The organism is Streptomyces sp. NPDC045022, assembly GCF_056432605.1.
In genome coordinates, this window is sequence record NZ_JBWKIR010000010.1 from 123,760 (window position 1) to 136,724 (window position 12,965).

9 protein-coding genes are annotated in these 12,965 nt (G+C 71.5%); 6 read left to right on the forward strand and 3 right to left on the reverse strand.

Annotated features, from left to right (window positions below):
* The first annotated feature begins 24 nt into the window (after positions 1–24).
* Positions 25–3,051: an excinuclease ABC subunit UvrA gene (gene uvrA / locus AC07C1_RS19770; protein ID WP_478940608.1), complete on the forward strand. Its 3,027-nt coding sequence runs from the start codon at positions 25–27 to the stop codon at positions 3,049–3,051.
* Positions 3,052–3,298: 247 nt separating this feature from the next.
* On the opposite strand, the gene AC07C1_RS19775 is transcribed toward uvrA, so the two are convergent.
* Both AC07C1_RS19775 and AC07C1_RS19780 read right to left on the reverse strand, forming a co-directional pair.
* On the reverse strand, positions 3,299–4,210 hold the full coding sequence (locus tag AC07C1_RS19775; RefSeq protein WP_478940610.1) for a carbohydrate kinase family protein: 912 nt from the start codon (positions 4,208–4,210) through the stop codon (positions 3,299–3,301).
* Complete coding sequence (locus tag AC07C1_RS19780; RefSeq protein WP_478940612.1) at positions 4,207–5,385, reverse strand: LacI family DNA-binding transcriptional regulator; 1,179 nt, start codon at positions 5,383–5,385, stop codon at positions 4,207–4,209. Before AC07C1_RS19780 ends, AC07C1_RS19775 begins: the two co-directional genes overlap by 4 nt.
* Before the next feature lie 208 nt (positions 5,386–5,593).
* Here AC07C1_RS19780 and AC07C1_RS19785 point away from each other — a divergent pair, with 208 nt between their 5' ends.
* A complete protein-coding gene (locus tag AC07C1_RS19785; protein ID WP_478940614.1) occupies positions 5,594–6,022 on the forward strand; it encodes a Rieske (2Fe-2S) protein in 429 nt (142 codons plus the stop codon).
* A gap of 41 nt (positions 6,023–6,063) precedes the next feature.
* Here AC07C1_RS19785 and AC07C1_RS19790 read toward each other — a convergent pair whose 3' ends face one another.
* Positions 6,064–7,011: a hypothetical protein gene (locus AC07C1_RS19790; protein ID WP_478940616.1), complete on the reverse strand. Its 948-nt coding sequence runs from the start codon at positions 7,009–7,011 to the stop codon at positions 6,064–6,066.
* A gap of 683 nt (positions 7,012–7,694) precedes the next feature.
* On the opposite strand from AC07C1_RS19790, the gene uvrC reads away from it, so the two are divergent.
* The 4 genes from uvrC to whiA are packed head-to-tail and all read left to right on the forward strand — an operon-like array spanning position 7,695 to position 12,878.
* Positions 7,695–9,818, forward strand: a complete 2,124-nt coding sequence (uvrC, locus tag AC07C1_RS19795; RefSeq protein ID WP_478940618.1) for an excinuclease ABC subunit UvrC — start codon at positions 7,695–7,697, stop codon at positions 9,816–9,818.
* Positions 9,815–10,831: an RNase adapter RapZ gene (gene rapZ / locus AC07C1_RS19800; protein WP_478940620.1), complete on the forward strand. Its 1,017-nt coding sequence runs from the start codon at positions 9,815–9,817 to the stop codon at positions 10,829–10,831. Before uvrC ends, rapZ begins: the two co-directional genes overlap by 4 nt.
* Complete coding sequence (locus tag AC07C1_RS19805; protein ID WP_478940621.1) at positions 10,828–11,898, forward strand: gluconeogenesis factor YvcK family protein; 1,071 nt, start codon at positions 10,828–10,830, stop codon at positions 11,896–11,898. The genes rapZ and AC07C1_RS19805 overlap by 4 nt, the downstream gene beginning before the upstream one ends.
* Entirely contained in the window at positions 11,889–12,878 is a 990-nt protein-coding gene (gene whiA, locus AC07C1_RS19810; RefSeq protein WP_478940623.1) for a DNA-binding protein WhiA, read from the forward strand. The genes AC07C1_RS19805 and whiA overlap by 10 nt, the downstream gene beginning before the upstream one ends.
* The last annotated feature ends 87 nt before the right edge of the window (positions 12,879–12,965 follow it).

Sequence of the window (12,965 nt, forward strand, 5' to 3'; positions counted from 1 at the left end):
CTCTCAAGAAAGGTGCGGACCGGCGTGGCCGACCGTCTCATCGTCCGTGGCGCGCGCGAGCACAACCTGAAGAATGTCTCGCTCGACCTGCCTCGTGACTCGCTCATCGTCTTCACGGGCCTGTCCGGGTCGGGCAAGTCCTCCCTGGCCTTCGACACGATCTTCGCCGAGGGTCAGCGCCGCTACGTGGAGTCGCTCTCCTCGTACGCCCGGCAGTTCCTCGGCCAGATGGACAAGCCGGACGTCGACTTCATCGAGGGCCTGTCCCCGGCGGTCTCCATCGACCAGAAGTCGACCTCGCGCAACCCGCGCTCGACGGTCGGCACCATCACCGAGGTCTACGACTACCTGCGTCTGCTCTTCGCGCGCATCGGCAAGCCGCACTGTCCCGAGTGCGGCCGCCCGATCTCGCGGCAGTCGCCGCAGGCCATCGTGGACAGGGTCCTGGAGCTGCCGGAGGGGAGCCGCTTCCAGGTGCTGTCGCCGCTGGTGCGCGAACGCAAGGGCGAGTTCGTCGACCTCTTCGCGGACCTGCAGACCAAGGGCTACTCCCGCGCCCGCGTGGACGGCCAGACCATCCAGCTCTCCGAGCCGCCGACGCTGAAGAAGCAGGAGAAGCACACCATCGAGGTGGTCGTGGACCGCCTCACGGTGAAGGACTCCGCCAAGCGCCGCCTCACCGACTCCGTGGAGACCGCCCTCGGCCTGTCCGGCGGCATGGTCGTGCTCGACTTCGTCGACCTGCCCGAGGACGACCCCGAGCGCGAGCGCATGTACTCGGAGCACCTCTACTGCCCGTACGACGACCTGTCCTTCGAGGAGCTGGAGCCCCGCTCCTTCTCCTTCAACTCTCCTTTCGGCGCCTGCCCCGAGTGCACTGGCATCGGCACGCGCATGGAGGTGGACCCCGAGCTGATCGTCCCGGACCCGGACAAGTCCCTGGACGAGGGCGCCATCCACCCCTGGTCGCACGGGCACACCAAGGACTATTTCGGCCGCCTGATCGGCGCCCTCGCCGAGGCGCTGGGCTTCCGCACGGACATCCCCTTCGCGGGCCTGCCCCAGCGCGCCAAGAAGGCCCTGCTCCACGGCCACAGGACCCAGATCGAGGTCCGGTACCGCAACCGGTACGGCCGCGAGCGCGTGTACACCACGCCCTTCGAGGGCGCGGTGCCCTTCGTGAAGCGCCGGCACAGCGAGGCGGAGAGCGACGCCAGCCGCGAGCGCTTCGAGGGCTACATGCGCGAGGTGCCCTGTCCCTCCTGTGAAGGCACCCGCCTGAAGCCGATCGTCCTCGCGGTCACGATCATGGAGAAGTCGATCGCCGAGGTCTCCGCCATGTCGATCAGCGACTGCGCGGACTTCCTGGGCCGGCTGAAGCTGAACGCGCGCGACAAGAAGATCGCCGAGCGGGTGCTGAAGGAGGTCAACGAGCGGCTGCGCTTCCTGGTCGACGTCGGCCTGGACTACCTCTCGCTGAACCGCGCGGCCGGCACCCTCTCCGGCGGCGAGGCCCAGCGCATCCGCCTCGCCACGCAGATCGGCTCCGGCCTCGTCGGCGTCCTGTACGTCCTGGACGAGCCGTCCATCGGCCTGCACCAGCGCGACAACCACCGGCTGATCGAAACCCTGGTCCGGCTGCGCGACATGGGCAACACGCTCATCGTCGTGGAGCACGACGAGGACACCATCAAGGTTGCCGACTGGGTCGTCGACATCGGTCCGGGCGCCGGCGAGCACGGCGGCAAGGTCGTGCACAGCGGCTCCCTGAAGGAACTGCTCGCCAACACCGAGTCGCAGACCGGCGCCTATCTCTCCGGCCGCAAGTCGATCCCGCTTCCGGACGTGCGCCGTCCCCGCGACCCGTCCCGGCGACTCACCGTGCACGGCGCCCGCGAGAACAACCTGCAGGACATCGACGTGTCCTTCCCGCTGGGCGTGTTCACGGCCGTCACGGGCGTCTCCGGCTCCGGCAAGTCGACGCTGGTCAACGACATCCTGTACACGCACCTGGCCCGTGAGCTGAACGGCGCGCGGAACGTCCCCGGGCGGCACACGCGCGTGGACGGCGACGACCTGGTCGACAAGGTCGTCCACGTCGACCAGTCGCCGATCGGCCGCACCCCGCGGTCCAACCCGGCGACCTACACGGGCGTCTTCGACCACATCCGCAAGCTGTTCGCCGAGACCACCGAGGCGAAGGTCCGCGGCTACCTGCCCGGCCGTTTCTCCTTCAACGTCAAGGGCGGCCGCTGCGAGAACTGCGCGGGCGACGGCACGATCAAGATCGAGATGAACTTCCTCCCGGACGTCTACGTCCCGTGCGAGGTCTGCCATGGTGCCCGGTACAACCGGGAGACCCTGGAGGTCCACTACAAGGGCAAGTCCATCGCCGACGTGCTGAACATGCCGATCGAGGAGGCCACCGACTTCTTCGAGGCCGTCCCGGCCATCTCCCGGCACCTGAGGACGCTGAAGGACGTCGGCCTCGGCTACGTCCGGCTCGGCCAGTCCGCGACGACCCTGTCCGGTGGCGAGGCGCAGCGGGTGAAGCTCGCCAGCGAACTGCAGAAGCGCTCCACCGGACGCACGGTCTACGTCCTGGACGAGCCGACCACCGGTCTGCACTTCGAGGACATCAGCAAGCTGCTGACGGTTCTCGGCGGCCTGGTCGACAAGGGCAACACGGTCATCGTCATCGAGCACAACCTCGACGTGATCAAGACGGCCGACTGGATCGTGGACATGGGGCCCGAAGGAGGCGCCGGCGGTGGCCTGGTGGTCGCCGAGGGCACGCCCGAGGAGGTCGCCGGAGTCCCGGCGAGCCACACCGGCAAGTTCCTGCGCGAGGTCCTCGGCGCCGACCGCATCAGCGACGCGGAGCCCGTGAAGGCACCGCGCGGCACAGCGGCGAGGAAGACGGCTGCGGCGAAGTCGGTGGCGAAGAAGACGGTGACGGCCAAGGCCGACGGCACGGCGACGAAGAAGGCCGCCGCGGCCACGAAGAAGGCGGCGCCCGCGAAGAAGACGACACGGGCCCGCAAGGCCTGAGGCGACCGGTACCGGCCGGCGCGCCACCCGTCACAGGCATCGACACCGGCCGAAGGCCTGCCGGGCACCGGCCGAAGCCCGTGCCCGACGCAATGCCTGACACAACATCAAAGAATCGGCGCCCCGCGGGAACTCCCCGCGGGGCGCCGCTCGTTCCACAATCAGCCAGCCCGGCCCGGCGGTTCGGCAGGTCCCCCGACCGCGTGTCCGGCCGCACCTTGACAAGACCACAGGGAAATCAGACCGCTCACCACTCACCCAGCTCGGCCGCGTACGGCGGCTCGGCTCCCGCCCGCGAGCAGGTGATCGCCGCCGCGCGCGCCGCGAAGCGCAGCAAACGCGTCCAGCCCTCCGTCCCGAGGGCCGCGAGCGCCCGCGGAGAGAGCGCGTCCCGGACGGACAGAGCGTGCAGCAAGGCCGCGTTCACCGTGTCACCGGCGCCGATGGTGTCCACGACGTCGACCTTCTCACCAGGCACGGAGTGTTCCCCGCCGTCCCGGGTGAACACGGTCAGGCCGTCGCCGCCCCGGGTGACCACGACGGCCGAGGGGCCGGCGGCCAGCCACTCGCCGGGGGTGCCACCCAGCCACGCGGCGTCCTCAGCGGAGAGCTTCAGCAACGTCACCGAGGGCAGCCAGCTCTTGAAGCGCGCCCTGTAGGCGTCCGCGTCCGGAATCAGTCCCGCCCGGACATTCGGGTCCAGCGCGGTGAACAGTCCCTGTCCGGCCGCCGTCCGCATCAGTTCCTCATAGGCGCTCGCCCCCGGTTCCAGGACGAGTGAGCAGGTGCCGAAGGACACCGCGCGCGTGCCGGCGGGGAGAGCGGCCGGGGCGGTGAACAGGCGGTCCGCGGTGCCGTCGACGTAGAAGGAATAGGCGGCCGAGCCACCGGCATCGACCGTTGCCACCGCAAGGGTCGTAGGCTCCGGTCCACGCGCCACTCCCGACACGTCGACCCCGGCCCGCCGCAGCCCGTCGAGCAAAGCATCACCGAAGGCGTCGGACGACGCCCGGGAGCAGAAGGCGGTGGGGGAGCCGAGTCGGCCGAGGGCCACGGCGGTGTTGTACGGGCCGCCGCCGAGCGCCGGCTTCAGGTCCGCGAGGGCGCCGGGGCCCTGCGGTACCAGGTCGATCAGTGCCTCTCCGGCGACGACGATCACGAGGCGGTTCCCTTCTCGGACAGCGTGGATGATGTGGTCGGCCCGGCCCCATCGGTCCTGGCCGGGTCCTCCGGGCACCCGCACGAGGTGCGGTGCACGAACGCGCTCGGCAGCCGCACCGTGCGGGCCGGCCGGTCCGGTTCGGCCAGGCGGTCCAGCAGAACCCGGACGGCCGTGGCGCCGAGTTCCCTGCTGGGCTGGGCGATGGCGGTGAGCCGGGGCGAGAACAGGTCGGCCCAGGCGAAGTCGTCGAAGCAGCACAGGGCGATGTCGGCCGGCACGGACAGGCCGTGTCGGCGCAGGGCGCGCAGGGCGCCGATGGTCATCGCGTTGTTGGCGGTGACGAGTGCCGTGGGCGGATCGGCCAGGGAGAGCAGTGCGGCCGTGGCCTGCTCGGCACCGGTGGACTCGGAATTGCCGGAGACGATGAGCCGTTCGTCGTACCCGAGGCCGACGGCGGCCAGACCGGCCCGGTAACCGGTGATGCGCTCACTGGTCGTACTGAGCCCGGACAGGCCCGCTACCAGGCCGATCCGGCGGTGGCCCAGCCCGGCGAGATGGGCGACCAGCAGGGCCGTCGGTTCGGCGCTCTCGGCACACACCTGATCGAAGCCCGCCGCGCCCGCGGCGGGGCCGCCATCCCCTCCGGCGCCGACAGCCACTCCACCATCGGTGTCCGCCCCACCGTCCGCCCCACCGTCCGCCGCGGGGGAGTCCAGCACCCGCGCGTCGACCACCCGGTCCAGGAACACCGCCGGTACGGCGTGGCGGCGCAGGTAGCCGACGAGGTCCTGCGGGTGCGCGGAAGGGGCGACGATCATGCCGTCCACCCGGCGCTCGTGAAGAAGCTGTACGACCTTGCGCTCGTGCTGGGGATCGTCGTGCGGATCGGCGATGAGCAGGCTGTACCCCGCTTCCAGGGCGGCGGCTTCGACGCCCTGGAGGATTTCCGTGAAATACGGGTTGCTGATCGCCGACACCGCGAGGCCGATGGAGCGGGTGCGGGAGGTCACCAGGGAGCGGGCCAGGGTGTTGGGCGTGTAATCGAGGGCGTCGACGGCGTCCAGCACGGCTTGACGGGTGTGCGACAGCACGGGGCGCGTGCCGTTGAGCACATGGGAGACGGTCGCCACTGAGACACCGGCGCACCGGGCGACGTCCGCCATGGTGGGCATCCTGTCCTCCTGCCTGGGGCGTCCGGGCCGTTTGTCCCGGCCGGGAAGATAACCCATCGACCCGCCCAGCGTAAACGCTTGCGTAAACGTTTACGTCGCCCTCCCGGGAACTCGGCCCCGCACGCACACCTTCACCGCCCCCGCCACCGGACCACCCCGCCGCCCGGGTATCGTCGCCCTGCACCGCCCTTGACCTGTGGAGTCCCAGATGGCCGCCCGACCGTCCACCAGCCGCCGCACCGTCCTTCGAGGGGCCGCCGCGACCCCGGTCGCCGGGCTCGGCCTGGCCGCGTGCTCGGCTCCGGGCAACGGCGACTCGGTTGCGGCCACCCCGACCGCACCGGTCGACCTCGGCGATGAGAACGAGGTCTCGAAGGGGGGTGCCAAGCTCTACCGGGACCACAACGTGGTCGTCAGCCGGGACGGAAACGGCACCCTGAAGGCGTACAGCACGATCTGCACACACGCGGGGTGCCCGATCAACAAGCTGCAGGGGACGACCCTGATCTGCCCCTGCCACGGCAGCCGGTTCGACGCCGTGACGGGCAAAGTGGTCCAGGCACCGGCCACCGAGCCCTTGAACGAGCTGTCGGTGAAGGCCGCCAACGGCAGGATCGTCGCCGGTCCCGCCGCCTGACCGGAGCGGGGGGACATCAAGAAGCTCACATCAAGGGGCTCTCACTCCCATCCCCAGGCGATGCCCACGATGCCCGGCCGTATCCGCGGCTCGACCACGTGGACGCAGTGGTGCGGCCACGTGACGGACAGTTCCTGCCGGCCGCTGCGCGGCGCCGCCGGCGAGTGCTGGGTGAAGCGGTGGCAGTGCGCCGGCAGCGCGGCCGCGTCGAAACGCACCTGCAGGGCGTACTGCCCGCCGGGGAAGCCGGAATGGTGGACGTACTCGCCGGAAGGCCCGGCCGTTCCGTCGTCGACGCCGTACCGGAAGAGGAAGGTGTCGCCGGAGCGGAGCCGGGTGCCGAAGAGCAGCTCGGCCACCAGCACCCCCGTCTCCTGGTCCCAGCGGACACGACCCGTACGGCAGTTCTCCAGGGCCCGTACCCGCATGTCGCGCGGGCTGCTGCCGGGATCGCCGTGGTGCACGGCGACGAAACGGTCGACGCCGTCGTGGTGGGCCCGCACGATGTGGTGGGCCTCGCGTCCCGCCAGCTCGCGCCGGGCGCCGATCCGGACGCGTTCGTGGTGGCCCAGGGTGTGCAGCCCGCCGTCTTGGGACCAGCTCAGCTCGGCCCGGAGCCGGTCCAGGACTTCCGAGGCCTCGACCAGGGAACGGTACGAGCGGCCCGCCGGACGACCGGCCGCCGCGTGCTCGTCGGACCCGGCGAGCAGCCGGATCAGTGACTCGTCCGGCAGCTGGAGGATCTCCTCCAGCGCCCGGACGGCGCGCAGCGACTCCGGGCGCTGCGGGCGGCGTGCACCCTGCTGCCAGTAACTCAGGCTGGTCACACCGACCTTGACCCCGTGCCGCGACAGATGATGCTGGACACGCTGGAGCGGCAGCCCGCGTGCGGCGATGGCGGCGCGCAGCGCCACGTGGAAGGGGCCGCCCCGCAGGGCCGTGTCCAGTTCCGCGGTGGGGACGTCCGCGTGCTCTGTGGCATGCCGCATGCCGAGGGGCCTTCCTGTGAGGTGTTACTACGGCTGGTCAGACCGTCTGCGCGGGTGTACGGGGCCACCCCCGTGGGCGCTGTGGACGCCCGTGGCTGCGCACGCCGCGCCCGTCCGCGTGCGTGCACGGCCCCGAGTTCCCGTGCATTGAAGCGTGTTGACCAGACCCCGACAACACCTCTGACTCGGCCGCAGCACACTCCTGGCCGGACCATGCCCTCACGCGCTGGGCGGCGAAGGCGGTACGGGCTCCGCTGGGCCGTGCCCACAGGGCCGCACCGAGAGGTGGCGCGGGCGGCAACCAAGGCCGGGCACGGCCGGGACGGCTGGGCATGGCCGGGATGGCCGGAACGCGCCGGGCGCGGCAGGGGCAGGCAGCCGTCCGGACGGGCGGCGGGCTGACCGGGCGGCGGGCCGGTGAGTGCCCCGGGCCCCGGGCCCCGGGCCCAGCACCCGGCCCCGGGCCCACCCCCCCCAATCCCGACCGCCGGCCACAGCCACAGCCACGGCCGCGTCATCGCCGAAGTCGCCGGCGCCGCCGATGTCGCCGCCGACAGCCGTCCCCGTGGAAAGGCGAGCGGGGTCAGTCGTCCGTGCGCGGGTCCCGGGTGGTGGACCGTGCGGGTGCGGGCGTTGTCCACAGGCCCGACGCGGTGTCGGTGCTCGCCAGTAGGGTGTGAGACATGGCCGACCCCTCCAGCTACCGCCCCAGGCCGGGTGAGATCCCGGACTCTCCCGGGGTGTACAGGTTCCGTGACGAGCACCGCCGGGTGATCTACGTCGGAAAGGCGAAAAGCCTGCGCCAGCGCCTGGCCAACTACTTCCAGGACCTGGCGAACCTGCACCCGCGCACCCGGACGATGGTGACCACCGCCGCATCCGTGGAGTGGACCGTGGTGTCCACGGAGGTCGAGGCGCTGCAGCTGGAGTACTCCTGGATCAAGGAGTACGACCCCCGGTTCAACGTCAAGTACCGCGACGACAAGAGCTACCCGTACCTCGCGGTGACGATGAACGAGGAGTTCCCGCGCGTGCAGGTGATGCGCGGTCACAAGAAGAAGGGCGTCCGCTACTTCGGTCCGTACGGGCACGCGTGGGCCATCCGGGACACCGTCGACCTGCTGCTGCGCGTCTTCCCGGTGCGTACCTGCTCGGCCGGCGTCTTCAAGAACGCCGCCCGCACCGGCCGCCCCTGCCTGCTCGGCTACATCGGCAAGTGCTCCGCCCCCTGCGTCGGCCGGATCACCCCCGAGGACCACTGGGAGCTGGCCGACGAGTTCTGCGACTTCATGGCGGGCCGCACCGGCACCTACCTCCGCCGTCTGGAGAAGCAGATGGCGGAGGCCGCCGAGGAGATGGAGTACGAGCGGGCCGCCCGCCTGCGCGACGACATCCAGGCCCTGAAGAAGGCCATGGAGAAGAACGCCGTCGTGCTCGCCGACGCGACCGACGCCGACCTCATCGCCGTCGCCGAGGACGAGCTGGAAGCGGCCGTGCAGATCTTCCACGTGCGCGGCGGCCGGGTGCGCGGCCAGCGTGGCTGGGTGACCGACAAGGTCGAGGAGGTCACCACGGGCGCCCTGGTCGAGCACGCCCTGCAGCAGCTGTACGGCGAGGAGACCGGGGACGCGGTCCCCAAGGAGGTCCTGGTCCCGGCGTTGCCCGAGCCGGTCGAGCCGGTCCAGGAGTGGCTGACCGGCCGCCGCGGGTCGAATGTCTCGCTGCGCATCCCGCAGCGGGGCGACAAGAAGGCGCTGATGGAGACCGTGCAGCGCAACGCCCAGCAGGCCCTCGCACTGCACAAGACCAAGCGCGCCTCCGACCTGACCACGCGCTCGCGCGCGCTGGAGGAGATCGCCGACGCCCTCGACCTGGACAGCGCCCCGCTCCGGATCGAGTGCTACGACATCTCGCATCTCCAGGGTGACGACGTGGTGGCCTCCATGGTCGTCTTCGAGGACGGCCTGCAGCGCAAGGGCGAGTACCGGCGCTTCCAGATCAAGGGTTTCGCGGGGCAGGACGACGTCCGCTCCATGCACGAGGTGATCTCCCGCCGCTTCAGGCGCTACCTCGCCGACAAGGAGAAGACGGGGGAGTGGGCCGACGGGTCCGGCGCGGAGGACACCCTCACCGGTGGCGACAGCGCGCTGACCGGCCCGGACGCGATGACCGGTGGTCTCAAGGACGACGGGATCACCGGCGCCCTCAAGGACGAGGACGGCCGCCCCAAGAAGTTCGCCTACCCGCCCCAGCTCGTCGTCGTCGACGGCGGTCAGCCGCAGGTCGCGGCGGCCCGGCGCGCCCTGGACGAGCTGGGCATCGACGACATCGCCGTCTGCGGTCTCGCCAAGCGGCTGGAAGAGGTCTGGGTGCCGGGGGAGGACGACCCGGTGGTCCTGCCGCGCACCAGCGAGGGGCTCTACCTGCTCCAGCGGGTCCGGGACGAGGCCCACCGCTTCGCCATCACCTACCAGCGCGCCAAGCGCGCCAAGCGCTTCCGGTCCAGTCCGCTCGACGACGTCCCCGGCCTCGGCGAAACCCGCAAACAGGCGCTCATCAAGCATTTCGGCTCGGTGAAGAGGCTGCGGTCCGCGACAATCGAGCAGATCCAGGAGGTGCCCGGGATAGGCCGGAAGACGGCCGAGACCATCGCCGCGGCCCTCGCCCTGGCGGCCCCGGCCGCACCCGCCGTGAACACGGCGACCGGAGAGATCATTGAGGACGGGGAACCCGATACGACGGGGGGTTCCTCGGGGGAGCCCGTGACCGCGGGCGTCCCGGACGAACGACGGGGGCAGGAGACATGACCGAGCACGACGCACAGCCCACAGCGCGGCGAGATCAGACACACAGCGACACGGGCGACGATGTCGTCCGGCACGACGCCGGCCAGGACGCGGGCCAGGACAACGGAGCACAGGTGAGTACGGGCAGCGAGACAGCCGGGGTCCCCGAGGCGGCCATCCCCGAGCTGGTGATCATCTCCGGCATGTCCGGAGCGGGCCGGTCGACGGCCGCGAAGTGTCTGGAGGACCTCGGCTGGTTCGTCGTGGACAACCTTCCGCCCGCGCTCATCCCCACCATGGTGGAGCTGGGTGCCCGCTCGCAGGGCAACGTGGCGCGGATCGCGGTCGTCGTGGACGTACGCGGCCGTCGCTTCTTCGACAACCTGCGCGAGTCCCTCGCGGACCTGGAGGCGAAGAACGTCACCCGGCGGATCGTCTTCCTGGAGTCCTCCGACGAGGCACTGGTGCGCCGCTTCGAGTCGGTGCGCCGCCCGCACCCCCTCCAGGGCGACGGCCGCATCGTCGACGGCATCGCCGCCGAGCGCGAGCTGCTGCGCGAGCTGCGCGGCGACGCCGACCTGGTGATCGACACCTCCAGCCTCAACGTGCACGAGCTGCGCGCCAAGATGGACGCCCAGTTCGCCGGCGAGGAGGAGCCCGAGCTGCGGGCCACTGTGATGTCCTTCGGTTTCAAGTACGGCCTCCCGGTCGACGCCGACCTCGTGACGGACATGCGGTTCCTGCCCAACCCGCACTGGGTCCCGGAGCTGCGCCCGTACACCGGCCTCAACGAGGAGGTCGCCGCCTATGTCTTCAACCAGCCCGGCGCGAAGGAGTTCCTCGACCGGTACGCCGAACTGCTGCGGCTCATCGCCGCCGGCTACCGGCGCGAGGGCAAGCGGTATGTGACCATCGCCATCGGCTGTACCGGCGGCAAGCACCGCTCGGTCGCGATGTCGGAGAAGCTCGCCGCGCGCCTCGCGGCCGAGGGCGTGGAGACGGTGGTCGTACACCGGGACATGGGACGGGAATGACGGAACGTACACCGCGGCTGGGCAGGCTGCGCCGGGTGGTGCCGGAGGGCCGCATGGGCCGCGCCACGGCCGTGGCCCGCGGCGGGCGGGCCCGCCGCCGGGGCGCCCAGCCCAAGGTCGTCGCCCTCGGCGGCGGCATGGGGCTGTCCGCCTCGCTCGCCGCGCTGCGCCGGATCACCGGTGACCTCACCGCCGTCGTCACGGTGGCCGACGACGGCGGTTCCAGCGGTCGGCTGCGCGACGAGCTGGGCGTGCTGCCGCCCGGCGATCTGCGCAAGGCGCTGGCCGCGCTGTGCGGTGACGACGACTGGGGCCAGACCTGGGCCAGGGTCATCCAGCACCGTTTCCACTCCAAGGGCGACCTGCACGACCACGCGGTGGGGAACCTGCTGATCGTCGCCCTGTGGGAGCAGCTGGGCGACCACGTCCAGGCCCTGGACCTGGTCGGCAAGCTGCTGGGCGCGCACGGCCGCGTGCTGCCCATGTCCGCCGTGCCGCTGGAGCTGCAGGCCCTGGTCAAGGGGCACGACCCGGACCGCCCGGACGACGTGGACACCGTGCGCGGACAGGCGACCGTGGCCCTCACGCCCGGCGAGGTGCAGTCGGTGCATCTCGTGCCCCACGACCCGCCCGCCGTTCCCGAGGCCGTGGCCGCCGTCCTGGACGCGGACTGGGTGGTGCTCGGCCCCGGCTCCTGGTTCTCCTCGGTCATCCCGCACCTGCTCGTCCCCGAGCTGCTGGACGCCCTCACCGAGACCAAGGCGCGCAAGGTGCTGTCCCTGAACCTCGCCCCGCAGCCCGGAGAAACCGAGGGCTTCTCCCCGCAGCGTCATTTGGAGGTTTTGGGGCGACACGCCCCTAAACTCGCCCTGGACGTGGTGCTGGCCGACGAGGCCGCCGTGCCCGACCGCGACTCGCTCACCGAAGCCGCCAAGCGGCTGGGAGCCGCGGTCGAGCTGGCGCCGGTGGCCCGGACCGACGGAAGCCCCCGGCACGACCCGGAGCTGTTGGCCGCCGCGTACGACCGTATTTTTCGGATGCATGGAAGGATCGGCCCATGGCGATGACGGCAGCGGTGAAGGACGAGATCTCCCGGCTCCCCGTCACCCGGACCTGCTGCAGGAAGGCGGAGGTCTCCGCCATTCTGCGGTTCGCCGGCGGCCTCCACCTGGTGAGCGGGCGCATCGTGATCGAGGCGGAGCTGGACACCGCGATGGCGGCCCGCCGCCTCAAGCGGGACATCCTGGAGATCTTCGGCCACAGCTCCGAGCTGATCGTGATGGCTCCCGGCGGGCTGCGCCGCGGCTCGCGGTACGTCGTGCGGGTCGTGGCGGGCGGTGACCAGCTGGCCCGTCAGACGGGCCTGGTGGACGGCCGGGGACGGCCGATCCGCGGGCTGCCCCCGCAGGTGGTCTCCGGCGCCACATGTGACGCGGAGGCGGCCTGGCGCGGGGCTTTCCTGGCGCACGGCTCGCTGACCGAGCCGGGCCGCTCCTCCTCCCTGGAGGTGACCTGCCCGGGCCCCGAGGCCGCGCTGGCGCTGGTCGGTGCCGCCCGCCGGCTGTCGATCGCGGCGAAGGCCCGCGAGGTGCGCACGGTGGACCGGGTGGTCGTCCGTGACGGTGACGCGATCGGCGCGCTGCTGACGCGGCTCGGTGCACACGAGTCCGTGCTGGCCTGGGAGGAGCGGCGGATGCGCCGCGAGGTGCGGGCCACCGCCAACCGGCTCGCCAACTTCGACGACGCCAACCTGCGCCGCTCGGCCCGTGCCGCCGTGGCCGCGGGTGCCCGGGTGCAGCGCGCCCTGGAGATCCTCGGCGAGGAGGTCCCCGAGCACCTCGCCGCCGCCGGCCGCCTGCGCATGGAGCACAAGCAGGCGTCCCTGGAGGAGCTGGGCGCGCTCGCCGACCCGCCGCTGACGAAGGACGCGGTCGCCGGCCGTATCCGCCGTCTGCTGGCGATGGCCGACAAGCGCGCCTCCGACCTGGGCATCCCGGGGACAGAGGCCAACATCAGCGAGGAGCTGGCGGACAACCTGGCCGGGTGACCGGATGACGTGTCAACTCGCCGGTGCCGACTCCATTCGGGTGGTCGGCACCGGCGTTTGCGTGTCCATGAGGCGCTCTTGACTCGA

What these genes read in the sequence shown, in the direction of transcription:
- uvrC (WP_478940618.1), top strand. Translation starts at nt 7,695, where the DNA reads ATGGCCGACCCCTCCAGCTACCGCCCCAGGCCGGGTGAGATCCCGGAC.
- rapZ (WP_478940620.1), top strand. Translation starts at nt 9,815, where the DNA reads ATGACCGAGCACGACGCACAGCCCACAGCGCGGCGAGATCAGACACAC.
- AC07C1_RS19785 (WP_478940614.1), top strand. Translation starts at nt 5,594, where the DNA reads ATGGCCGCCCGACCGTCCACCAGCCGCCGCACCGTCCTTCGAGGGGCC.
- AC07C1_RS19790 (WP_478940616.1), bottom strand. Translation starts at nt 7,011, where the DNA reads ATGCGGCATGCCACAGAGCACGCGGACGTCCCCACCGCGGAACTGGAC.
- AC07C1_RS19805 (WP_478940621.1), top strand. Translation starts at nt 10,828, where the DNA reads ATGACGGAACGTACACCGCGGCTGGGCAGGCTGCGCCGGGTGGTGCCG.
- whiA (WP_478940623.1), top strand. Translation starts at nt 11,889, where the DNA reads ATGGCGATGACGGCAGCGGTGAAGGACGAGATCTCCCGGCTCCCCGTC.
- AC07C1_RS19780 (WP_478940612.1), bottom strand. Translation starts at nt 5,385, where the DNA reads ATGCCCACCATGGCGGACGTCGCCCGGTGCGCCGGTGTCTCAGTGGCG.